Below are 22,529 nucleotides of genomic sequence, written 5' to 3'. Positions count from 1 at the left end.
AAGCGGCGACGGATGCAATACCTGCGACGAAGAACGCCCACATGACCTATTGCGTCGGATTGAAGCTGCGCGACGGCCTGGTGATGATCTCGGATACCCGCACCAATGCGGGGATCGACAACATCTCCTGCTTCCGCAAGCTGCATCTGTTCTGTGATCCGGGCGAGCGCTGCATGGCGATCGCGAGTTCCGGCAATCTCTCGATCACGCAATCGGTCATCAGCCTGCTGACGGAAGGGTTGACCGATCCCGAATCGGGCAAGAAGCGCACGCTCATGGACATGCCGACCATGTTCAAGGCGGCGCAGCTGGTGGGTGCCGCGGTGCGCGAGGTCTATCGCACCGACGGCCCCAGCCTGGAACAGCACCAGGCCGGCTTCGATGTCGCCCTGTTGCTGGGCGGCCAGATCCGCAACCGGCGCATGCGCCTTTTCATGATCTATTCCGCCGGCAACTTCATCGAGGCGACCGGCGATACGCCCTATTTGCAGATCGGCGAGCACAAATACGGCAAGCCGATCCTCGACCGCGCCATCACCCATGAGACCGACCTGGCCGAGGCGCTGAAGATCGGCCTCATATCGATGGATTCCACCATGCGGTCGAACCTGGCGGTCGGCCTGCCGCTCGACCTCATGGTACTGCGCGAGAATGCCTGCCAGCCGGAACTGGTGCACCGCATCCATGCGGGCGATCCGTATTTCGAGGATCTGCGCCGCAGCTGGTCCGAAGCCCTGCGCGCCAGCCACCAGGCCATCCCGCAGCCGCCCTACAAGGGCATCGCCGGCGCCCCGGGACTCGATAAAAAAACTGCTCGCAAGGTGACCGGGCGCAAACCGCCAAGGCGCAAGGTCACGAAGTGACCGCGTTTCAGGAGCAAGCTGCCGCCCTGCTGGGGCCCAAGGGTTTCCTGACCGATCCGGCGGCGCTCGCCCCCCATATCCGCGACTGGCGCGGCATCTTTCAGGGTGCGGCCATCGGTATGGCCCTGCCGGCGTCGACCGCCGAGGCGGCGGCGCTGGTCAGGCTGTGCCGCGATCACGGTATCAGCATCGTGCCGCAGGGTGGCAATACCGGCCTTTCCGGCGCCGCAACGCCGGATGCCGGCGGCAACAATCTCGTCGTCAACATGCGACGGATGAACCGCATCCGCGCGCTCGACCCGCTCAACAACACGATCGTCGTGGAAGCGGGCTGCATCCTGGCCGACATTCAGTCTGCCGCGGCGCAAGCCGACCGGCTGTTTCCCTTGAGCCTCGCCGCCGAGGGCTCGTGCCAGATCGGCGGCAATCTTTCGACCAATGCCGGCGGCATCAACGTCCTCAGATACGGCAATGCCCGCGACCTCACTTTGGGCCTCGAGGTGGTGCTGGCCGACGGCTCGGTCCTGGATGTACTGGGCGGTCTGCGCAAGGACAATACCGGCTATGACCTGAAGCAGTTCTTCATCGGCGCGGAGGGGACACTGGGCTTGATCACGGCGGCGAGCCTCAAACTGTTTCCGGCACTGCGCCGGCGTGCGACGGCATTGGTCGCCCTCGGCGACATCGCGGCGGCGCCCATGGTCCTCGCCCGCTGCCGCGCGGCGACCGCCGACCAGCTGGTCAGTTTCGAATTGCTGCCGCGCTTCGGTCTCGCCCTCGCCCGCCAGCATGGCGGCGGGCGACTGCCGCTGGATCATCCGGCCGATTGGTTCCTGTTGATCGAGGCCGGCTCGCCATCCGAGGATATCGACATATCGGGATCGCTTGAACGCGCCTTGGGCGAAGGCATGGCGGCGGCGGAGATCGCCGACGGTCTGCTGGCCGAAAGCGAGGCACAGCGGCGGGAATTGTGGCGCCTGCGCGAGGCCATGGTGGAGGCGCAACCGCGGGAGGGCGCCGGTATCAAGCACGACATCTCGGTACCGGTGGCGGCCATCCCGGCCTTTATCCGCGCGGCGACCGAAGCCCTTGCGGCGCACGATTCCAGCCTGCGGCCGCTGATCTTCGGTCATGTCGGCGACGGCAACCTGCATTTCAACGTACTGCAGCCGGCCGGCGCCGACCCTGCCGGCTTCCAGGCGCGGACCGGCGAGATCAACCGCCTGGTACATGATTGCGTCACGGCGCATCAGGGCTCGATCAGTGCCGAGCACGGCATCGGCCAGCTGCGGCGCGAGGAACTGGCCCGCCTCAAATCCCCCGTGGTGCTTGCCGCCATGCGGGCGGTAAAGCAGGCCCTCGACCCCGACGGCCTGTTCAACCCGGGAAAGGTTTTATAAACCATACCGGCGCCATACTCGGCCCGAGCGGCCCCAGGCCGAACGCCCATGCCAGGCGGGGCGGGACCGCGCGGGGGATATCATGAGCGGATACGAAGCGCCTCTGGCCGACATCCAGTTCACCCTGGAATCCGTTGCCGGGCTTCACGACATCGCCGGCCTGCCCGGCTATGGCGAGGCGACGCCAGATACCGTTGCCGACATCCTGGCCGCCGCCAGCACCTTCGCCGGCGAGGTCCTGGCGCCCATCAACCGCCACGGCGACCGCGGCTGCACGCTGAAGGACGGCGCGGTCACCACGCCGGAAGGCTATCGCGACGCCTATCAGCGCTTTGTCGCTGACGGCTGGAATGCGGTCGCCTTCGACCCCGAATATGGCGGCCAGGGCATGCCCTGGCTGCTGACCACGGCACTGCAGGAGATCTGGAACGGCGGCAGCGTCGCCTTCGCCGCCTGCCCGATGCTGACGCAAGGTGCCGTCGAGGCGATCCAGCACCACGGCAGCGCGGCGCAAAAGGCGAAATACCTGCCCAAACTGGTGAGCGGCGAATGGACCGGCACCATGAACCTGACCGAGGCCCAGGCCGGCACCGATCTTGGCGCCATCCGCACCAGGGCCGAGGCGGACGGGAAAGGCGGCTACCTCCTCAAGGGGCAGAAGATCTTCATCACCCATGGCGAGCATGATTTCGTCCCCAACATCATCCATCTGGTGCTGGCGCGCCATCCCGGCGGGCCGGAAGGCCACAAGGGCCTGTCGCTGTTCATCTGCCCGAAATTCCTGGTGAATGATGACGGATCGCTGGGTGCGCGCAACGACGTCACCTGCGTTTCGCTCGAACACAAGCTGGGCCTCCACGGATCGCCCACCTGTGTCATGTCCTATGGCGAAAAAGGCGGCGCCCTGGCCGAACTGGTGGGAGAACCTCTGCAGGGACTGCCGCAGATGTTCACCATGATGAACAATGCGCGCCTGACCGTCGGCGTGCAGGGCATCGGCATCGCCGAACGCGCCCTGCAGCAGGCCGCCGCCTATGCCAGGCAGCGCGTGCAGAGTGCGGTTGTAGGCGCCCCCAAGGACGCCAATCTGCCGATCCTGCATCATCCGGACGTACGCCGGAATCTCGCCACCATGCAGGTCCTCACCCAGGGCGCCCGGGCGCTCGCCTGTTTCACCGCCGGTGCTCTCGACCGGGCAATTCGCCACCCCGATTCCGCCGAACGGGCGCGGCAGCAGGCCCGCCTTGACCTCCTCATCCCGATCACCAAGGCCTGGAGCACGGATCAGGGGATCCGCGTCAGTTCGCTCGGCATCCAGGTTCATGGCGGCGCTGGCTATATCGAGCAGACGGGTGCCGCGCAGCACTATCGCGACGCCCGCATCTTCGCGATCTACGAGGGCACCAACGGGATCCAGGCGATCGACCTCGTCGGTCGCAAGGTGCAACGCGACAATGGCGAGGCGATGCACAGCCTCATCAATGAGTTCACCCGAACGCTTGGCGCGCTCGACGACCAGCATGCCGACCTCGGCGCCCTGCGCGAGCGGCTGCTGCCGGCGCTGCAGCGCCTGGGGCTGGCGACCGATTTCGTCCTGACCGGCGGCCGTGACGACGCGCGCCTGGGCCTCGCCGTGGCTCAGCCCTATCTCAACCTCGCCGGCACGGTCATGGCCGGCTGCCTGCTGGGCCTGGCCGCCGCCGAAGCCGTCCGGCGCCTCGCCGCCGGGACCGGCGATTCCGCCTATCTGGCCCGCAAAATCGGCTTCGCCCGCTTCTATGCCGACAATGTCCTCGGCGAAAGTGCGGCCTATCTGGCTCAGGTCACCGGCGGCGGCGACAGCCTGCTGGCACTCGACCCCGACGCGCTATAGCCGCAATATTCGCTCGGCATAGGCGCAATGTGGTGCGGGAACCATGGGTTCCGCTTGCCAAGGCGGGCGCCAGCCGACACATTTGTATATCAGGGATCGGCGCCGCCAGAGTGCCGACCGGACGTGACAGGCGACGGCAAACAGGACAATCGATCGGATCATGGAAACGCAAGCCCTGCGACGGGATGCTGTCGGCATCGACCAGGTGGTCAAGGTCTATGGCGAAGGGGCAAGCGCCGTAACGGCGCTGAAAGGCGTATCGCTCAGCATCGCGGATAACGAGTTCTTCACCCTGCTGGGTCCGTCGGGCTGCGGCAAGACCACCCTGCTGCGGATCATCGCCGGCTTCGAGCAGGTGAGCGGCGGTCGTGTCTTTCTGTTCGGCGAGGAGATCGAGCAGCTGCCGCCCAACCGGCGGCCGGTCAACACGGTCTTCCAGCATTACGCATTGTTTCCCCACATGACGGTGGAGGAGAACATCGCCTTCGGCCTCCGGCGGCTGAAGCGTTCCGACACAGAGGTGAAGAAGCGCGTCGGCGAGATGATGGAAATCGTCCGCCTCTCGGGCTTCGCCGGCAGGCGGCCAGGCCAGTTGTCGGGCGGCCAGCAGCAGCGCGTGGCCCTGGCCCGCGCCCTGGCCCCGCAGCCCAAGATCCTGCTGCTCGACGAGCCGCTCTCCGCCCTCGATCTCAAGCTCAGGCAGCAGATGCGCCTAGAACTGAAGCAGATCCAGGAGAATACCGGCATCACCTTCATCTTCGTGACGCATGACCAGGAGGAAGCGCTGGCCATGTCCGACCGTATCGCCGTCATGTCGCAGGGCGAGGTCCAGCAGCTGGGCACGGCCGAAGACGTCTATGAGCGCCCCAGCAACCGGTTCGTGGCAGACTTCATCGGCGACACCAATCTGATCGAGGCCACGGTCCTCGGCGAGGACGGTCCGGATCGCCGGCGCTGCCGCACCGCCCAGGGCCTGGAATTGACCGCGAGCGGTTCGGGCGATCCCGGCCAGATGGTCCATCTTTCGATCCGGCCGGAACGCATCAGCCTGGTGGCGGGAATTGGGGGCAGCGGCACCCCCTGTACCATCGATCGCATTATCTATCTCGGCACCAACCGGCAGGTGCTGGTGCGCCTCGCCGACGGCGCGCCGCTGACCCTGCTGGTGCCCAACACCAGCGGCAGCACGCTGGAACCCGGTAGCGCCGCCACCATCAGCGTGGCACCGGGTGCCGCGCGGCAGCTCAGGGATTAGGCGCCGATGGCCGCGCTCATCGCCACCGGCAACAGCCAGCAGGAAAGTGCGGCGGGACTGACCGCACGGCAGCGCGGCCTGCTGCTGCTGCCGGCTCTTCTGGCCATTGCCATCTTCCTGGTTCTGCCGCTGGGCTTCATCCTGGTCTATTCCTTCCTGACCAAGGGCACCTATGGCGGCGTCGTCTGGGAATTCTCGCTTGCCGCCTACGAGCAGTTCCTGTTCGAGCGCGATCTCTTCACCGACGAGCTGGTGTTCCACGCCTCCTATCTGCAGATCTATGGCCGCTCTGTCCTGCAGGCCCTCGTCGCCACCATTGCCTGCCTCGCCATCGGCTTCCCGACCGCCTATTACATCGCGACAAGGCCGGCGGCACAGCGCAACATGTGGGTATTCCTGATTACCGTCCCCTATTGGGTCAATCTCCTCATCCGCACCGTCTCGATGCTGTTCATCATTCGCGATGAGGGACCGCTCAATTCGATCCTGCTGGGTATCGGCCTCATCAGCGAACCGATCCGTCTCGCCTATACCGATTTCGCCATCGGCCTGGGCCTCGTCTACTCCTATCTCCCCTTCATGGTGCTGCCGATCTATGCCGCCATCGAGCGCTTTGATTTCCGCCTCGTCGAAGCCGGGCACGATCTCTATGCCGACCGCTGGACCATCCTGCGGCAGATCATCGTACCGCTGACCAGACCCGGCATCGTCGCCGGCTCGCTGCTAGTCTTCATCCCGAGCCTCGGCTCCTTCATCGCGCCCGATCTCCTCGGCGGCGGCAAGAACCTGATGATCGGCAACACCATTGCGTTGCAGTTCCAGTCGTCGCGCAACTGGCCGTTCGGTTCGGCGGCGGCCGTCATCCTGCTCACACTCGTGCTCATCGTCCTGGTGCTGTTCGCGCGCCGCGCACAGCAGGCCGCGGCCGAGCAAGGGAGGCAGTGATGGCATCCCCGCAGCGGCACGACCTCAAGCGCTATCCCGGCTTCGGCGCCGTCACCTGGGCCTGCATCGTGCTGCTCTATGCGCCGATGCTGGTGATCATGATCTATTCCTTCAACGAGCTGCGCTCGATCACCACCTGGGGCGGGTTCAGCTTCGCCTGGTATCTGAAGGCACTCAACAATCCGCAACTGCATTCGGCCACTTTCAATTCCGTCGTCGTTGCACTGGTCGCAGCCACCCTCGGCACCATTCTGGCCCTGTGCGCTGCCCTCGCCATGACACGGGGGCGGCAGCTGAAGCACCAGAGCGCCAGCTTCGCCCTCCTCAACCTGCCCCTGATGGTACCGGAGATCGTCACCGCCATCGGCAGCCTGGTGTTCTTCCTGGCAATCGGCATCCAGCTTGGCCTTTCCACCATCATCATCGCCCATACGGTCTTCTGCATTCCCTTCGCTTACCTGCCCATCGCCGCGCGGCTGCAGGGGCTGGAAGGGTATTTCGAGGAGGCGGCGCGGGACCTCTATGCCACGCGCTGGGAGACCTTCCGCTACGTCACCCTGCCGCTGACCATGCCCGGCATCATTTCCGGCTACATGCTGGCCTTCATCGTCTCGCTCGACGATTTCATCATCACCAACATGGTGGCAGGCCCCGGCGCCACCACCCTGCCGATGGCGATCTATGGCATGGTGCGGACTGGCTTCACCCCGGAGATCAACGCGATTTCGACCATGATGCTGCTGGTATCGGCGCTGTTCGTCTCGGCGTCCTATCTGATAAGCCGGCGCGGCGCCAGCAGCTGAACGACGACCCATTGCAACAACCAACAGGGAGAGGGACATGACTACCAAGATCAGGCTGCTGGCCGCCGCATCGGCCGCAATCATCACTTTGGGGCTGAGCAGCGGGGCCGAGGCTGCGGGCGAGCTCAAGATCTACAACTGGTTCGACTATATCCCGCAGGACCTGCTCGACAAGTTCGCCAAGGAACACGACGTCAAGGTGACGATGGACACCTACAACTCGAACGAGGACCTGCTGGCGCGCCTCAAGGCCGGTGTCACCGGCTATGACGTGGCGGTGCCGGGCGAGTACATGGTGGCGATCCTGCTCCAGGAAGGCTTGCTGGAAAAGGTCGATGCCTTCGCACTGCCGAACTTCAAGAACGTCCGCGAGGACATGCTGGGCGTGTATTGGGATCCCAAGCGCGAGTATTCGGTGCCCTATCAGTGGGGCTCGACCGCCTTCATGGTGGATAGCGCGGTCTATGGCGGCGACATCAATACCTGGCAGGTGATCTTCGACCCGCCTGCCGAACTCAAGGGCAAGATCAACATGCTGAAGGAGGTGAACGAGGTCCTCAATGCGGGCCTGCGCTACCTCGGCCATCCCCGCTGCAACGACAACCCGGAGCAGCTGAAGGAACTCAACGACCTGCTGCTGAAGGCCAAGGCAGACTGGCTCTCGTTCAACTCGGACGGCGCCAAGGAGGTGCTGGTGACGGGCGATGCCGCGGCGGGGCAGATCTATAACGGCTTCGGCATGCGCGCCCGCGAGGAACGCGCCACGCTGAAATACGCCTATCCGAAGGAAGGCTATACCGGCTGGTCCGACAACATCGTCGTCATCAAGGGGGCGCCCAACATCGAGAACGCGAAGCTCTTCATGAACTTCATGATGGACCCGGAGAACGCGGCCGCCCTTACCAACTTCGCCCGCTATTCCGCCGGCGTGAAGGGTGTCGAGCCGTTCCTCGACAAGGCCCTGGTCGAGGCGCCGGAAGTGAACCCGCCGGCCGACGCACCGAAGGCTGAATTCGTGCCGCCCTGCCCCGAAAACGTGGTGCAGATGTATGACAAGATCTGGACCAATTTGCTGAAGTAGCCTCCCGGCAAATTCTGCTGCCGGACAGGGCGCCGTGGCGACGCGGCGCCCTTCTTGCATTCACTGATGGGCGAGTTCACCCTCCGGCAGCGCAATCGCGGCGCGGGCGGCGAAACTGACCGGAACGCTGGCCATCCGCGCCATCTCGCCGAGGCCGCCGTCATTGGCCATTTGCACCATGATCGGCTGGCGGTTGGGCGCCCGCAGGCGCAGGTTAATGAAACTGCCCTCGAACTCCATTTCAACAAGTTCGGCCTCGATGCGACCGCCATCGCCGCCGAGGGCGATGCTGGAGCGCTCCGGCCGCACGAACAGCATGGCGCGGTCGCCCTGGCGCAGATCGCCGCCGTTGCGCGCCCGCATGCGGCCCAGATCGGTCTCGATCTCCACCTCCTCCGCCGACAGCCCGACGACGCGCCCCTGGAAGATGTTGGCCTCGCCAACGAAACTGGCGGCAAAGGGCGTTGCCGGTTCGTTGTAGACCGCATCCGGTCGCGCCACCTGCTCCAGGCGGCCGCGGCTCATCACGGCGATGCGGTCGGACATGGTGAGGGCCTCGCCCTGGTCGTGGGTGATGTAGATGAAGGTGACGCCGGTCCGCTTCTGGATGGCGCGAAGTTCCGCCCGCATGTGCTGGCGCAGTTTGAGGTCGAGGGCTGACAGCGGCTCGTCCAGCAGCATCACCTTGGGCTCGACGGCGAGTGCCCGGGCAATGGCGACGCGCTGGCGCTGTCCGCCGGAAAGATCGGCGACGCGCTTGTCGCCGGCATTGCCGAGGGCCACCAGGTCCAGCAACTCCTCGGCCCGGCGCCGGCGCGCGGATCGCGCCATTCCGCGCATCTCGAGACCGAAGGCCACGTTCTCCCAGACCGGCATCAGGGGGAAAAGTGCCAAGTTCTGGAAGATGAGCGCCGTCGGCCGCCTGTTGGGGCCAGACCCCCGCATGTCGCGGCCGCCGATCAGCACCCGGCCGGCGCTCGGTTCGTTGAAGCCCGAGATCATGCGCAGAATAGTGGTCTTGCCGCAGCCGGAGGGCCCCAGGAAACTGAAGAATTCGCCCGCCTCGATCTCGAGGCTGACATCGTCGACGGCGGTGAAATCGCCGAAGCGCATGGTGACGTTCTCGAGGTGAACGCTTTCGCCGATGCTCATTCCAGATCTCCTATTCCGCGGGAACCGGCGCCGCCCGGCCGAGCGATGCCTTGGCTGGTACCGGTCTGGCCGCCGGCCTGGCCTCGGCCCGGCGGCGCCATTCAAAGAGCACGGCGGCCGCCACGGTCAGCAGGATGAAGATGACCGATAGCGCATTGACCGCCGGGGTGAGGCCGACGCGCACCTTGCCGGCCAGATAGATGGTGAGGGTCCGGTCGCTGCCATAGACGAACAGCGTGGTGTTGTAGTTCTCGAATGATTGCAGGAAGGCGATGACCGCCGCTCCGATCGCCGTCGGCGCCAGAAAGGGCAGCATGATGCGGCGCATGACCTGGAAATGGCTGGCGCCAAGATCCAGCGCCGCCTCCTCCCAGGTCGGGTCCAGGCGTTGCAGCCGCGCCTGGAACATCATCATGCAATAGGAGGCGATGAAGGTGGTCTGGGCAAGAACGGCAAGATGCCATCCACCGCCGACATCGAAGCCGCGCCAGAAGACCAGGGTTGAAATACCCAGGATGACGCCGGGCATCAGGATCGGCGAGACCATCACCCCATAGGCCAGCGTGCGCACCCGCTTCTGCAGGAGATGCAGCAGCAGCGCCGCATTGAGGCCGATCGGCACCGAGAGTGCCACGACCCCAGCGCCAACCAACAGGCTGTTCCCAAGGCTGGACCACAGCATGGAATCGTTCAGCAGCGCGTCGAACCATTCCAGCGTGAAACCCTGCCATGGCACCGTCGCGGGGAACCGGCTCTGGTTGAAGGCGGCCGCCGACATGTAGAGCAGCGGTAGGAACAGGTAGGCGAAGAAGGCTACCAGATAAAGGAGGATGAAGGAGCGCAGGATAACGCGCGACGACAACCGGTTCATTTCGCCACCTCGCCCAGGCTGACGCGGAACAGTCGCATCATTATGACGATGAAAGTGACGCAGACCAGAAGCAGCAGGAAGGCGAAAGCGGCGCCGCGATTCCAGTTCATGCCCTCGAAGAACTGCGAATAGATAACCTCGGTGAACCAGCGCGACTGCGGGCCGCCAAGGATGGTGGGAACGGCGTAGCTGCCGGCCGCCAGCATGAAAGTCGAGATGCAGCCGACCGCGATTCCGGGCTTGGCATGCGGCAGGGCGATGCGCCAGTGGATGCACCACCAGGGGGCACCCAGATCCCGCGCCGCCTCGACCTGCGCCTTGTCCAGCGTGTCGAGCACGTTGTAGATCGGGAACACCATGAAGAGCACATAGGCGTAGACCATGCCGAGGACGATGGTCGGCGTCTGCCCCAGAAAGACGATCGGCTGGTCGATGACGCCGAGTTCCATCAGCGCCATGTTGATCAGGCCGCCGCGGGCCAGGATCAGCATCCAGGCGAAGGTGCGCAGGATCTCGTTGATCCAGTAGGGAATGATCAGGGCGACAATCAGCAGGCGCGCGCGGCCGATGCTGGTGCCCCGCGCAAGATAGTAGGCGAGCGGATAGCAGATCGCGAAGGCGGCGATCGTCACCAGGATGCTGGACCAGATGGTCTTGGCGAAGATGGTCAGGAAACCGGCATTGCCGAAGAGGAATGTGTAGTTTTCGAGGGTATAGACATCCTTCGGGCCGCCAATTTCTGCCAGCGGCAGGGCGGGACGGAAGGAGTAGTCGATCATGGTGAGTTGCGGCAGCAGCAGGAGCCCCAGCACCCAGACCAGCGAGGTGAAGATCATCAAGGCGGTGATCGGCCCGCCATATCGCGCCACCAGAGCCTGCATCACGCGTTCCGTCTGCCCGGTTTCCGAAGGGATGGGCGGCCCGCCGTACAGGAACGGCGGGCCGCTACCTTTGCCGGCCTGTTACGACGCCAGCAGCTTGTCGCGGTATTCGTTGCGGATGTTGGCGAGCGCCGTATCCTCGGGCGGCCACCACCACAGATTGGCAATGGCGTTGTCGGGATAGGCGGCAGCGAAATTCCTGGCATAGGTCTCGCCGGCGAACTTGTCGGCATCAGCCGTGCATGAATTGTAGCCGGACTTCATGACATGGATCGCCGCATTCTCCGGCGTGTAGTACCAGTTGATCCAGGCATAGGCCTGTTCGACGTTCTCGGCCTGTTTGGGCAGGGCGATGCCGTCGAGCCAGGTGATGGCACCCTCCTTGGCGGCGACATAGGCGAAGCGCTCCGGCTCGTCGGTCATCATGCGCATGCCGGGGCCGTCCCAGATCTGGCCGATGACGCAGCCGTTCTGCTTGAAGGCCGCCTCGGTCTCCTGGGCGTTGGTCCAGAACTGGCCGACGGCGGCCTTGTTCTCGAGCGCGAACTTGACGATCTCGTCATAGACGCGGCGCAGACTGGCCTCGTCCTTGTAGGTGTCGACCATGCGGCCCGACGGCACCTTGCCGGTAGCATCGAGATAGAGGCCGATGCCGGTCATGATGGAGTTGGCACGACAGGTGACCTTGCCGGCATATTCCGGCTGCCACAGGGTGCCGTAGGAAAGCTCGCCATAGCCGCCCTTGACGGCGGTCTTGTCGACGCAGATCGACTCGGTACCCCAGTTGAACGGCAGGTTGTAGCGCTTGCCGCCGATCTCGCCACCCAGGGACCTAGAGGACTCCAGGATCGGCTGGAGGATCTTGTCCATGTTGACCTTCGATTCGTCGATCGGCTGCAGCAGGTCGAATTCAATGTATTGCTGTGTCCGCGTGACCGACGGATTGATGACGTCGTAGCCGGCACCGCCGGAGGCGCGGATGGTATTGAAGACCTCGTCATTGGTGCCATAGGTGGCGAGGTTGACCTTGATGCCGGTCGACTTCTCGAACCCCTCGATCATCTCGGGATAGATGTAGTCGCCCCAGCTGAAGAGGTTGAGCTCGCCGGAGGAAGAAAACGCGTTGCGCACGATCATCGGCGCACCGATTGCGGCGGCGCCCATGAATCCGGCGGTTTTCAGAAGGGTCCGGCGCGTGACGTTGCGCGCCTGCAATGGGGTCGGAAGTGACCGCGTCATGATGTATCTCCCTGAGATGGGCCCGAAAAGGGTGTGGGTGTCAAAAACCGGCGCCAAGCTAGTCGCCGCCAGTGTCAGTTCAATGACGGGAGCGTGGACCTTCCATGTCGACGAGACATCTTCCAGAGGTGGGAGTGGCAGGATAGGATGCCCGCCGATCGCCGGGATGCCGTCCCGGCACGGTAAACCAGCCGGGACCCATCAAGATGACATCACCGCGCAAAATCCTGTTCATTTCCGCCGATCAGTGGCGCGGGGAATGCCTCTCCGCCCTCGGCCATCCCGTCGTGAAAACCCCGCATCTCGATGCGCTTGCTGCCGACGGGGTCCTGTTCAAGCGCCACTACACCGTGGTCGCCCCCTGCGGACCGGCGCGGGCCAGCCTGCAGACCGGTCTCTATCTGATGAACCATCGCTCCGGGCGCAACGGCACGCCGCTCGATTCGCGCCACACCAACATCGCCCATGAAGTCCGCAAGATCGGCTTCGACCCGATGCTCTACGGATATACGGATACCAGTGCCGATCCGCGCGGCCGCGAAAGCAGCGATCCGGCGCTCCGCACATATGAGGGGCCGCTGCCGGGCTATACCGTGGGCCTGCTGTTTCCTGAATACATGCGCCGCTGGATGAGCGACCTCAGGCGCAAGGGTTACAGGTTCGAAGGACGGCACGACGTCTATCAGCCGAAGCCCGGCTTCCAGAAGCCGGCGGATCGCGGCTACCGCTTTATTCCCACCCTGTTCTCGGCCGAGGACAGCGATACCAGCTTCATGGCCAATGAAGTGGTCGACTGGATTGGCGACCACAGCAACCAGGACTGGTTCATGCATTGCGTGTTCCTCCGCCCGCATCCCCCCGTGATCACGCCCGAACCCTATAACGCGCTCTATGACCCGGCCCGGATCGCTCTTCCCGCCCGCCGGGCAACGCCGGAAGAGGAAGCGGCAACGCACCCCCATATCGCCGAATGGATCGACAAGCTGTCGAAGCCCAGTTCCTATGACGAGCACAATCCGCTGAACCTCGTCACCATGCCGGAACTGGAGCTCAGGCAGATGCGCGCCTGCTATTACGGAATGATGAACGAGGTGGACGACGCCGTGGGCCGCATTGTCCAGACTCTCAAGGATACCGGACAGTACGAGAATACCCTTATCGTCTTCACCTGTGACCACGGCGAAATGGGCGGCGACCATTACACCTGGGGCAAGGAATTGCCCTTCGATCCCAGCTTCTACATTCCGCTCATCATCCGCGATCCGCGCAAGGCTGCCGACGCTGCGCGCGGCCGCCATGTCGATGCCTTCACCGAATCGGTTGACGTCATGCCGACCATTCTCGACTGGCTGGGCCTCGACATTCCGGCGCAGGTCGACGGATGTTCGCTGTTGCCGTTCCTGGAAGGGGCGACACCGGCAGACTGGCGGCAGGAAGCGCATATAGAACTGGACTTCCGCGGCGGACCCAATGGCGGTATCGACGGCGAACAGGCATTCGGAATCGCTTCAAACGACTGCCAACTCGCCATCATCCGCGGCCGCAGGTGGAAATACGTGCATTTCGCGGCGCTGCCGCCGCTGCTCTACGACATGGAGAACGATCCGGCTGAACTCAATAACCTGGCCGGCGATCCCGCTCATGCCGGCGTCATGCTGGAAATGGCGCAGAAGATGCTCTCCTGGCGACTCAGGCACCAGGAACATGTGTTGAGCAACCTGCATCTTGGACCCGATGGCGTGGAGAATCGGGAACGAAAAGCGACAGCCGCGGAATGAAGTACTCCCCGCTCGCTCTTGAGGCGGAGCGGGGATTGCGTCAGAACGCCGCCGGATCGATGAAACGACGGATTACATTCTCGGTGAGGCGGCTGACATTGTTGTCATAGTTGTTGTGCGACAGCGAGCCGGCATAGGAGATCGAACCGGTCGAGAACACGGCTCCACCGTTGAGCGTCTCGAAAAACATCATGTCGCAGCGCACACGCGGGCAGGTATCGCCGTTGACCGCGGAGTGGGTGTGGTTCATCTCCTCGTTCACCCAGTGATACGAGTCAGGGAAATCGGTCGCCGTCGCCACCATCAGGGCATGCGGCGGCGTGCCAAGGCGCGTATCGGCGCGGTCGATCTCCCAGCCCGCGGCACCGCCGCCGACAATGCCGAAATCGCCGATCGGCTCGTCACCCAGGCCCTCGAACATGAAGGCGACCCGCGGATCGCGGCTATCCGGCGTGCGGTGGTAGGGCACCGCGTTGATGAAGCCCTGGGCTGCGAATGCATTGCCGACCAGCATGTTGGGCGGGCGACCGTTGCGCGCCCAAAGGCCGGACAATTCGCCGGTGAAGCTCATATGGTACTCGCCCACTTCCGAGAACCAGGCGCGCATGCCGTCCTCGGAACGGCGATGCTCGATGACGCCCGGCAGGCCCGGGTGATAGGCGATGCGCCAGTAGAACCCGTTGGCCCCCATATACATGAGGCGGCCACCGCCATTGGTATAGGATTGCAGCGCGTCCAGCATCTGCTTGGAATAGTATTCCGGATGCGTGCCGGTCATGACGCAGCGATAGGGGCGCAGGCACTCGATCCCCTCGGCATGGAGGTCGTCATCGGTGATGACGTCATAGGGAATTCCCTTCTTCTCCAGCCAGTCGGTCAGATGCGTGTCGGCATTGAACTGCCAAAGATCGGTCTTCGGCCGCATGTTGAGGATCGGCCGGAGGAAGGACGAATGGCACACGCCGCTGCCGTCGGTGTGATCGTCATAGACCGATAGGCCGAAACACTCATGCTCCTCGAGGTAGCGGTCGTATTCGTTGAGGGTGGTGAACTTGCAACTCGACAATTCCTCGAACCACCAGGAGGACGGCATCTGGTGATTGGCATAGGCAAGGTAGCTGGCAGTCGGGATGAGGAGTGCCAGCGGCGCCGTCGCCGTGCCGCGCCGAGGCCGGACGAAGAACGGGATGTAGTCCTCGGTCAGACTGCCGTCAGCCGATTTCTGGCTGACATGGGCGCAATAGATGCCGCTTTTCATCCCGTCGGGGACGGTGAAGGTGAAATCGGTACGCCAGCCGCAATCGTAAAGGTCGTCGTCGTGGAAATGGATGGCACCGTAATGTGCCGGCTTCTTCTGCCAGTTGAACTCACTGCCGTCCCAGTTCCAGCCGGTCATGGCACGGGTCGGCAGGTTGATGGTGCGCCCGTGATGCCGGTTGCCGGAGACGTCGGTTACCTTGACCGTGCCGATGCCGCGCGAGAAATCCCAGGCGGCCACGACATAAGGCGCCAGTTCGACGTCGAGCGGCAAGCCCCGCAAGCGCGCAACCTGTTCCGGCTGCAGGGCGCGCGCCGAGACGCGCGGCGAGTCGATCTTGCCGTTGAAATGGGCGGCGGCGGCCTTGCCGTCGTTCCAGGCGGCGATCAGGAAGCGCCCGCCTTCGCCGGAGGGGGCTGGCACCGCCCCGGTATGCGACACGGTATTGGCCTGGCCATGATAGGGCAGCATCGCCTTGTGTCCGAGGATGACCCGGCCGGTACCCGAATCGAAGCTGGCATGAACCTCGTACCAGTGGCGGGCCAGCAGCTTGACGCCGGTTGAAACCGGCGCGTTGCCGCCGGCGCGGAAGGCCAGGCAGCCATCTTCATCAAGATAGAGGGCATAGCCGCTGCCGGTCGCCGCATCGAAATTGCCGAGGATGCCCTGTGCCTTGCCGTTGCCGGGGAGGGTCGGCCAGATCATCACCTGCAACGTGAAATTGGCGAGTTCAAAGGGATGGCGCGCCGTCACCCAGACAAAGGAGCCGGGCTGCATCGGCTGCTGCCGCGCCTTGTGGCTGCCGGCGAATTCGCTCGCCACATCCTCGACCTTCAGGCCAGGGCCTTCCGGTGAATCGTCGCCGCAGATGAGGCGGACCAGGCGGGCGTCGTATTTTCCAGGCAGCGGCGCGCTGACCTTGAATGCGATGCTGTCGCCCGGCGCTGCACTGAGGCGGTCGGTGTATCCGAGAATGCGTTCATTGATCACGGCGTCAAATCCTGGAAAATCGAACTGAGATGCAGCAGCGGCAGGGGGTCAGGCGACGGGGCAAGGCTTGCCGGTCACTTCCTGCCAGCGGGCGCGGAAGCAGGCCCAGACGGCAGCGCCGTAATCGGTGAACACCGCGCTGTCGTCGATTTCAACCTTCATGCCGCGCTGCGGGCCCATGCGGCCGAGGCGCCATTCGCAATAGGGCCTGGTGCAGACAATGATGGTGCGGCCGCGCGCGTAACCCCAGCGCAGCAATTGCAGGGTTTTCTGCAGATCCGCACTGTAGGGGCCGAATGGCGCCGCCTTGAATTCCTGGGCAATAGCCGCGCCACGCGGCCCGTCGGCATCGATCCTGAGCATGATTCCCCCGTCTCACTTACCGGCATTCGAGGTGGAATTCCGGCTGGCTGCAGCGCCACTACCGGCGCCGGGCGGCAGCATCATATAGGGCCATCAGGCCCGCTGTCGAGGAATCGGCCGGCGCATCACTGCCCGCCAGCAGCGCATTGGCGAGTTCCTTGCCGAGTTCGACGCCCCATTGATCGAAGGGATTAATGCCCCAGATGGTGGCGGCGACGAACACCTTGTGCTCGTAGAGCGCGATGAGAGCGCCCAGATGATAGGCATCCAGCACGGGCAGTACGATTGTGGTCGAGGGCCGGTTGCCGGCAAAGCTGCGGTGCGGGACCAGGCGCTCGATCACGGCCCCGTCCTGGCCGGCGGCGCGCATGGCGGCGGCGACGTCCGCGGCGGAGCGCCCGAAGGCCAGTGCGGCCGATTGTGCAAGACCATTGGCGAACAGCATCTGGTGCTGCGCGGGCAGGCTGGAACGGTCGCGTGCCGCAAGGATGAAATCGCAGGGCACCGGCTCGGTGCCCTGATGCAGCATCTGGTGAAAGGCGTGCTGGCCGTTGGTGCCGGCCTGCCCCCAGATCACCGGCGACGTCTCCCAGGTGACGGGCCCGCCGTCACGGGTCACCGACTTCCCGTTGCTCTCCATCTCCAGTTGCTGCAGATAGGCCGGCAGGCGCCAGAGGTCCTGCGCGTAGGGCAGGATAGCCTGAGTGGCATGGCCGCAGAAATTGCGGTGCCAGACCTGCAGTAGGCCAAGGATGACCGGCAGGTTTTCCTGGAGCGGCGCCTCAAGGAAGTGCCGGTCCATATCGGCAGCGCCGGCCAGCAGGTCACGGAACTTCGCCGGACCGATCGCCAGCACAATCGAAAGGCCGATCGCCGACCAGAGCGAATAGCGCCCGCCAACCCAATCCCAGAACCGGAACATGCGCTGGGGATCGATGCCGAAGGCCCGGACTGCCTCGATATTGGTCGAGACCGCGACGAAGTGGCGATCGACCGCGGCTTCACCCAGCTTTGCCGCGAGCCATTTTCGCGCCGCGCGCGCATTCGCCATGGTCTCGGCCGTGGTGAAGGTTTTCGAGGCAATGATGAAAAGCGTGGTTTCAGGATCGGTGCGTGCCAGCACCGCGTCGAGATGGGCGCCGTCGACGTTGGAAACGAAATCGAGCACCATGCGGCCGTCGATATCCGGACGCAGGGCATCGACCACCAGAGCGGGGCCGAGATCGGAGCCGCCGATGCCGATATTGACCACATGCTGCAGGCGCTTGCCGGTGGCCCCGAGAAAGGCCCCGAGGCGCACTTCCTGCGCGAAGCCGAACATGTGGTCGAGTTCCTGGGTGACATCCGGTGCCACGGCGACACCCGCGGCGGCGAAGACCAGCGGCTTGTCGCGCATTGCCGCCTGGGCGCGGAGCGCCATGTGCAGGGCGGGCCGGTTCTCCGTGTTGTTCACCGGCTTGCCGGCAAAGAGATCGGCACGCGCCTGGTCAAGCCCTGCCTCGCGGGCAAGGTCGAAGAGCAGCGAGAGCGTCACGTCGCTGATCCGGTTCTTGGAATAGTCCAGCACCAGATCGCCGAACCGCGCCGAGAAGTTGCGGAAGCGATCCGGGTCGGCAGCGAACAGCTCCGCGATCGTGGTCGCGCCGAGCTGGGCATGATGCTGACCGAGGGACTGCCAGGCAGGAAGTCGCGTCGGATCGCTCATGTCACCACATCCGGTCGGGTTCGTCCCGAGATACGCCTGATGCCGACAATTTCCTCGGCCAGTTCCGCAAGGGTGCCGAGGGCCTCGGCCGGCTCGCGGTCCAGCCTCCCCGTCCGCGGCTCGAACTGCTCTAGGTAGAGCCGGAGCGTGGCGCCTACCGTGCCGGTACCGGACAGACGCAGGATGATGCGGCTGCCATCGGCGAAGACCAGGCGCAGGCCCTGCCTTTCGCTGACCGAATGGTCGACCGGGTCGACATAGCGGAAATCGTCGGTCAGTTCGATGCGCCGGCCATCATGGCTGCGTCCGGAGAGGTCGCCGAGACGGCCACGCAACCGCGCAACGATGTCATCGGCAAGGTCGCTGTCGACCGCCTCGTAATCATGGCGGGAATAGTAGTGTCGCCCGAAGCGCCGCCAGTGGTCGCCGAGCAGATCGGGCACCGACCGGCCGCTGACGGCGACCAGATTGAGCCAGAACAGCACGGCCCAAAGCCCGTCCTTCTCGCGCACATGGTCGGAGCCGGTGCCGTAGCTCTCTTCTCCGCAGAGCGTCACCCGGCCGGCATCCAGCAAATTGCCGAAGAACTTCCACCCCGTCGGCGTTTCGAACGCTTCAAGCCCGAGTTCCCTGGCGACGACATCGGCGGCGCGACTGGTCGGCATCGAGCGCGCCACGCCGCTGACCCCTTTCGAATAGCCTGGAATTAGGGCGGCATTGGCCAGCATGACGGCGAGGCTGTCGCTGGGCGAGACCGCCATGCGGGGTCCGACGATCATGTTGCGGTCGCCGTCACCGTCCGAAGCGGCGCCCAATGCCGGCGCGTCGGCGGCCCACATCCTTGCCATCAATTCCTCGGCATGGGCCGGGTTGGGATCGGGGTGGTGATTGCCGAAATCCGGCTTCGGCACGGCATTGAGCAGCGCCGACGCGGGCGCGCCGAGGCGCTTCACCAGGATCTCCTCGGCATAGGGCCCGGTCACCGCATGCATCGCGTCGAAGACCAGGCGGTTGGATTTCAGCCAGCGGCGCATGCGCTCGAAATCGAACAGCTGCTCCATCAGGCGCGCATAATCGGCAACGCAGTCCACCACCTCGACCACCAGTTGGCCGAGGCGCTGCTCGCCCGTCCGGTCGAGATCCACCTTCCCCGCCGCTTCACCCAGAATGTCGTAGCCAGCGAGGCTCTGGGAATGACGGAAGATCGCCTCGGTCACCGATTCCGGTGCCGGGCCGCCATTGGCGACATTGTACTTGATGCCGAAATCGCCGTCGGGACCGCCGGGATTGTGGCTGGCAGAGAGGATGATCCCGCCTTTGAGTCCGCGCTGGCGGATGAGGTTGCTGACCGCGGGCGTCGACATCAGGCCGCCCCGCCCGACCACCACGCGGGCGACGCCATGGGCAGCTGCCATGCGCAGGATGATCTCGCTTGCCTCGCGATTGAAGAAACGTCCGTCGCCACCGAGGGCGATGGCGGCGCCGCGGAGATCGCCGACGCCCTCGAAGATCGCCTGGACGAACATGGCGAGGTAATGCGGCGTCTGGAATTGCAGCACCCGCTTGCGCAGGCCGGAGGTTCCCGGTCGTTGATCCCTGAACGCGTGGCACGCGATGCGCTGGATGGCGTCGGTCATGATCTCCTTATCCGGTCTTGCCGTCGCGTTCCTTCATGATCGCGGCGCGGGTCGCTGAGACCGCATTGGCATGGGCGTCGAACCCTTCATAGCGGGCGAGACACTCCGCGGCGCCGGCAAGCTCGTGATAACCCTTGGGCGTCACATGGGCCACGGTCGCGCGCTTCATGTAGTCGAACACCGAGAGCGGCGACATGGTCTTGGCCCAGCCGCTGGTCGGCAGCACGTTGTTGGGACCGATCACGAAATTGGCGAGGGTGTTGGAGGTGTTCTCGCCCAGCAGGATCTCGCCCGCATTGCGGATATGGCCGAGATGCTGATAGGGCTCCCTGGCGTGGATCATCAGGTGTTCCGGGGCGTAGTCGTTGACGAAGTCATAGGCCGATGTCAGATCCGGCGTCAGCACGATGCCGCCGCGCTCGGATGACAACACCGTCATCGTGTAATCGATCCGTGTTGCACTCATGTTTCCAAAGAAGCCCGGAATGGCGGCAATGGCGGCCTCCGCCACGTCGCGCGAATTGGTGACCAGGAAGCCCGAGGAATCGGGCCCGTGCTCGACTTCTACCAGTAGATCGAGGGCGGCGAGTTTGCCATCGGCGGTCTCGTCAGCCAGCACCAGCGCCTCGGAGGGGCCGGCCAGCATGCCGGGATCGATACGGTCGGCCAGCAGCTTCTTGGCGGCGATCAGATAGGGTGCACCCGGACCCACGATCTTGAGGCAATGCGGCACCGATGCCGTGCCATAGGCGACCGCAGCGACGGCCTGGGCGCCGCCGACGCGATAGACTTCGCTGACCCCGGCAAGGCGGGCCGCCACCAGTGTGGCCGCATCGGCGCGGCCATCGGCGCCTGGCGGCGTCAGCATGACCACACGCGGCACCCCGGCCACCACGGCAGGAATCGCGGTCATCAGTGCCACCGACGGGAACGAGCCCTTGCCGCGCGGCACGTAACAGGCGACGGAATCGATCGGCGTCCAGCGCTCGCCGGCAAAGACACCCGGCCGCATCTCCTTCAGCCACATATCCTCGGGCATCTGCGCCAGGTGAAAGCGCCGGATGTTGTCGGCCGCAAAGGCGAGTGCTGCCTTTACCTCGTCCGATACCTGGCGGTCGGCCCAGGCGAAATCTTCCGGCGGCGTAAGGATCTGCGAAAACTCCGCCGGGGCGCCGTCGAAGCGCCGGGCGCAATCGGCCAGCGCCGCATCGCCGCGTGCGGCCACATCGGCCACGATCGGCTTCACCGCCTCGACAAACTGGTCGAGATTTTCCTCCGAGCGCACCAGGAGTCGCGCCCGGGCGGCGTCATCCATCCTGGCCAAATCGTAAAGTCGCACCCTGCGGTCGGTCATCTCTGGTCTCGGCAATGCAGTATCGGCTGAATGCTGCCTGGTTCGGGCTGTCTCCAGGCCCGACCATGTGGCAACGAATTAGCCAATGGGTTTATTGGCTTTTCGGCCCGATTGCAATGCGGCCATCGCGCCTGCAGCATGACGTGCAATCGCGGCAAATGCCGTGCTTTTTCGAGTTGTCGAGGGTAGCGGAAAGAAAGCGCCCGGCCATCGGGAAGAGATGGCCGGGCGGAAGGGGCGATCACGGGATGACCGTTCGGGGGGTAGGTCCTGGGGTTGCTCCCGTGTCGCCGGTCAGTTCAGTGCAACGTAATCATACCGGGCAATCAATCCGGGCAATCGTTCTGGCGCGCCGCCAGATCAATCCGGCAGCAGGAGACCCGCACCGACACCGGCAGCGCCACCGATGGCCGCACCCAAGCCGACGCTGCCGCCGGTAATGGCGGTCAGCGCCGCACCGCCGGCGGCGCCGATGGCACCACCCGAGAGGGCGCGCTGCTGGGTGGGTGTCATATTCGAGCAGGCACCGAGCGCAGCCAGCAGCAAGGCCGCACCGGCAAGCCTGCCAATGCCGGTCGCGCTGCACAGAACGCTGGTTGTCGATCGAAACATGACGTCATCTCCTTGGTTGTTGATACGTGGTAATGTCGATCCGATGGGTCAGACGAGCCAGGAATTGTGCCTCGACAGACGTGCGGCTTTCGCGGAAGGCACCAGCGGCGCCATCGCCAAGGCGAGCGAGATGGCCCACACCAACATCCCGGCCGCTGCCATCGCACTCCAAACCGTCATCTTCCAGGTCCCGTCTCGTCTGCTTCGCGCTCCGGGCCGCCTTGTCCGCCTGATCGGCGGGCTGACCGGCGAACGTCCCGGAGCAGTAGCCTTGGCGGAAGAAACACAATCATCGCGGGGCAGTTCCAAAACAGCACTGGTCCGCAACTCAACCAGACCCCGCACCCGTCCCGGTCAGGTTTAAGTTAGGAAGCGGAACGGCCTTGCACCCCCGACAAGGCGGTGACTTCGGTGACAAGGTTGTGACCGAACAAAACATTCATATTATCAGATAGTTACGAGGTTGCTT

The 22,529-nt window shown here is 64.5% G+C and carries 19 protein-coding genes; 9 read left to right on the top strand and 10 right to left on the bottom strand.

The window, feature by feature from the left end; genetic code table 11:
- Positions 1-41: 41 nt before the first annotated feature.
- The 7 genes from A8950_RS08025 (at position 42) to A8950_RS07995 (ending at position 8,220) form a co-directional block, all read left to right on the top strand.
- The gene (locus A8950_RS08025) at positions 42-863 is read left to right on the top strand and encodes a proteasome-type protease (RefSeq protein ID WP_166645055.1); all 822 of its coding nucleotides are present in this window, start codon (positions 42-44) and stop codon (positions 861-863) included.
- Positions 860-2,263 (top strand): FAD-binding oxidoreductase, encoded by a 1,404-nt coding sequence (locus tag A8950_RS08020; RefSeq protein WP_133613103.1) that lies wholly within the window; start codon positions 860-862, stop codon positions 2,261-2,263. Before A8950_RS08025 ends, A8950_RS08020 begins: the two co-directional genes overlap by 4 nt.
- 82 nt (positions 2,264-2,345) lie before the next feature.
- Complete coding sequence (locus A8950_RS08015) at positions 2,346-4,136, top strand: acyl-CoA dehydrogenase (RefSeq protein ID WP_133613102.1); 1,791 nt, start codon at positions 2,346-2,348, stop codon at positions 4,134-4,136.
- Positions 4,137-4,296: 160 nt separating this feature from the next.
- The gene (locus tag A8950_RS08010; RefSeq protein ID WP_133613101.1) at positions 4,297-5,391 is read left to right on the top strand and encodes an ABC transporter ATP-binding protein; all 1,095 of its coding nucleotides are present in this window, start codon (positions 4,297-4,299) and stop codon (positions 5,389-5,391) included.
- A 6-nt stretch (positions 5,392-5,397) separates the two neighbouring features.
- A complete protein-coding gene (locus tag A8950_RS08005; protein WP_133613100.1) occupies positions 5,398-6,336 on the top strand; it encodes an ABC transporter permease in 939 nt (312 codons plus the stop codon).
- The gene (locus tag A8950_RS08000; RefSeq protein ID WP_133613099.1) at positions 6,336-7,139 is read left to right on the top strand and encodes an ABC transporter permease; all 804 of its coding nucleotides are present in this window, start codon (positions 6,336-6,338) and stop codon (positions 7,137-7,139) included. The genes A8950_RS08005 and A8950_RS08000 overlap by 1 nt, the downstream gene beginning before the upstream one ends.
- A gap of 37 nt (positions 7,140-7,176) precedes the next feature.
- On the top strand, positions 7,177-8,220 hold the full coding sequence (locus tag A8950_RS07995; RefSeq protein ID WP_208109789.1) for an extracellular solute-binding protein: 1,044 nt from the start codon (positions 7,177-7,179) through the stop codon (positions 8,218-8,220).
- 60 nt (positions 8,221-8,280) lie between these two features.
- Here the strand turns inward: A8950_RS07995 and A8950_RS07990 are convergent, their stop codons facing one another.
- From A8950_RS07990 to A8950_RS07975, 4 genes are all read right to left on the bottom strand, one after another.
- Positions 8,281-9,372 (bottom strand): ABC transporter ATP-binding protein, encoded by a 1,092-nt coding sequence (locus tag A8950_RS07990; RefSeq protein WP_133613098.1) that lies wholly within the window; start codon positions 9,370-9,372, stop codon positions 8,281-8,283.
- Positions 9,373-9,382: 10 nt separating this feature from the next.
- Positions 9,383-10,243 carry an ABC transporter permease gene (locus A8950_RS07985; protein WP_133613097.1) on the bottom strand — a complete coding sequence of 287 codons (861 nt, stop codon included), beginning with the start codon at positions 10,241-10,243 and terminating at the stop codon, positions 9,383-9,385.
- Positions 10,240-11,124 carry an ABC transporter permease gene (locus A8950_RS07980; protein WP_133613255.1) on the bottom strand — a complete coding sequence of 295 codons (885 nt, stop codon included), beginning with the start codon at positions 11,122-11,124 and terminating at the stop codon, positions 10,240-10,242. Before A8950_RS07980 ends, A8950_RS07985 begins: the two co-directional genes overlap by 4 nt.
- A gap of 81 nt (positions 11,125-11,205) precedes the next feature.
- Complete coding sequence (locus tag A8950_RS07975) at positions 11,206-12,363, bottom strand: extracellular solute-binding protein (RefSeq protein ID WP_133613096.1); 1,158 nt, start codon at positions 12,361-12,363, stop codon at positions 11,206-11,208.
- Positions 12,364-12,569: 206 nt separating this feature from the next.
- Between A8950_RS07975 and A8950_RS07970 the strand changes: the two genes are divergently transcribed.
- On the top strand, positions 12,570-14,141 hold the full coding sequence (locus A8950_RS07970; RefSeq protein ID WP_133613095.1) for an alkaline phosphatase family protein: 1,572 nt from the start codon (positions 12,570-12,572) through the stop codon (positions 14,139-14,141).
- Positions 14,142-14,181: 40 nt separating this feature from the next.
- Here the strand turns inward: A8950_RS07970 and A8950_RS07965 are convergent, their stop codons facing one another.
- The 6 genes from A8950_RS07965 to A8950_RS07940 form a co-directional block, all read right to left on the bottom strand.
- Positions 14,182-16,389 carry a N,N-dimethylformamidase beta subunit family domain-containing protein gene (locus tag A8950_RS07965; protein ID WP_133613094.1) on the bottom strand — a complete coding sequence of 736 codons (2,208 nt, stop codon included), beginning with the start codon at positions 16,387-16,389 and terminating at the stop codon, positions 14,182-14,184.
- A 48-nt stretch (positions 16,390-16,437) separates the two neighbouring features.
- Complete coding sequence (locus A8950_RS07960) at positions 16,438-16,752, bottom strand: hypothetical protein (protein ID WP_133613093.1); 315 nt, start codon at positions 16,750-16,752, stop codon at positions 16,438-16,440.
- 58 nt (positions 16,753-16,810) lie between these two features.
- Positions 16,811-18,457 (bottom strand): glucose-6-phosphate isomerase, encoded by a 1,647-nt coding sequence (gene pgi / locus A8950_RS07955; protein WP_133613092.1) that lies wholly within the window; start codon positions 18,455-18,457, stop codon positions 16,811-16,813.
- On the bottom strand, positions 18,454-20,094 hold the full coding sequence (locus A8950_RS07950; protein ID WP_133613091.1) for an alpha-D-glucose phosphate-specific phosphoglucomutase: 1,641 nt from the start codon (positions 20,092-20,094) through the stop codon (positions 18,454-18,456). Before A8950_RS07950 ends, pgi begins: the two co-directional genes overlap by 4 nt.
- A 7-nt stretch (positions 20,095-20,101) precedes the next feature.
- Positions 20,102-21,448, bottom strand: coding sequence for a histidinol dehydrogenase (gene hisD / locus A8950_RS07945; protein WP_133613090.1), 1,347 nt, complete (start codon positions 21,446-21,448; stop codon positions 20,102-20,104).
- 360 nt (positions 21,449-21,808) lie between these two features.
- A complete protein-coding gene (locus A8950_RS07940) occupies positions 21,809-22,060 on the bottom strand; it encodes a hypothetical protein (protein ID WP_133613089.1) in 252 nt (83 codons plus the stop codon).
- Here A8950_RS07940 and A8950_RS07935 point away from each other — a divergent pair.
- On the top strand, positions 22,059-22,424 hold the full coding sequence (locus tag A8950_RS07935; RefSeq protein ID WP_133613088.1) for a hypothetical protein: 366 nt from the start codon (positions 22,059-22,061) through the stop codon (positions 22,422-22,424). The two genes, A8950_RS07940 and A8950_RS07935, sit on opposite strands and share 2 nt — an antisense overlap.
- Positions 22,425-22,529 lie beyond the last annotated feature (105 nt).

Origin of the sequence: Dongia mobilis, assembly GCF_004363235.1 — a bacterium.
Classification (GTDB): Bacteria; Pseudomonadota; Alphaproteobacteria; order Dongiales; family Dongiaceae; genus Dongia; species Dongia mobilis.
Note: the sequence above shows the minus strand (reverse complement) of the source record. Positions and strands in the feature narration are given on the sequence as shown.

Bases quoted from the DNA above. Each gene is read 5' to 3' on its own strand.
- A8950_RS08025 (WP_166645055.1), top strand. From the start codon at position 42: ATGACCTATTGCGTCGGATTGAAGCTGCGCGACGGCCTGGTGATGATC.
- A8950_RS08015 (WP_133613102.1), top strand. From the start codon at position 2,346: ATGAGCGGATACGAAGCGCCTCTGGCCGACATCCAGTTCACCCTGGAA.
- A8950_RS08010 (WP_133613101.1), top strand. From the start codon at position 4,297: ATGGAAACGCAAGCCCTGCGACGGGATGCTGTCGGCATCGACCAGGTG.
- A8950_RS08005 (WP_133613100.1), top strand. From the start codon at position 5,398: ATGGCCGCGCTCATCGCCACCGGCAACAGCCAGCAGGAAAGTGCGGCG.
- A8950_RS08000 (WP_133613099.1), top strand. From the start codon at position 6,336: ATGGCATCCCCGCAGCGGCACGACCTCAAGCGCTATCCCGGCTTCGGC.
- A8950_RS07995 (WP_208109789.1), top strand. From the start codon at position 7,177: ATGACTACCAAGATCAGGCTGCTGGCCGCCGCATCGGCCGCAATCATC.
- A8950_RS07990 (WP_133613098.1), bottom strand. From the start codon at position 9,372: ATGAGCATCGGCGAAAGCGTTCACCTCGAGAACGTCACCATGCGCTTC.
- A8950_RS07985 (WP_133613097.1), bottom strand. From the start codon at position 10,243: ATGAACCGGTTGTCGTCGCGCGTTATCCTGCGCTCCTTCATCCTCCTT.
- A8950_RS07980 (WP_133613255.1), bottom strand. From the start codon at position 11,124: ATGCAGGCTCTGGTGGCGCGATATGGCGGGCCGATCACCGCCTTGATG.
- A8950_RS07975 (WP_133613096.1), bottom strand. From the start codon at position 12,363: ATGACGCGGTCACTTCCGACCCCATTGCAGGCGCGCAACGTCACGCGC.
- A8950_RS07970 (WP_133613095.1), top strand. From the start codon at position 12,570: ATGACATCACCGCGCAAAATCCTGTTCATTTCCGCCGATCAGTGGCGC.
- A8950_RS07960 (WP_133613093.1), bottom strand. From the start codon at position 16,752: ATGCTCAGGATCGATGCCGACGGGCCGCGTGGCGCGGCTATTGCCCAG.
- pgi (WP_133613092.1), bottom strand. From the start codon at position 18,457: ATGAGCGATCCGACGCGACTTCCTGCCTGGCAGTCCCTCGGTCAGCAT.
- A8950_RS07950 (WP_133613091.1), bottom strand. From the start codon at position 20,094: ATGACCGACGCCATCCAGCGCATCGCGTGCCACGCGTTCAGGGATCAA.
- hisD (WP_133613090.1), bottom strand. From the start codon at position 21,448: ATGACCGACCGCAGGGTGCGACTTTACGATTTGGCCAGGATGGATGAC.
- A8950_RS07935 (WP_133613088.1), top strand. From the start codon at position 22,059: ATGACGTCATCTCCTTGGTTGTTGATACGTGGTAATGTCGATCCGATG.
- A8950_RS07940 (WP_133613089.1), bottom strand. From the start codon at position 22,060: ATGTTTCGATCGACAACCAGCGTTCTGTGCAGCGCGACCGGCATTGGC.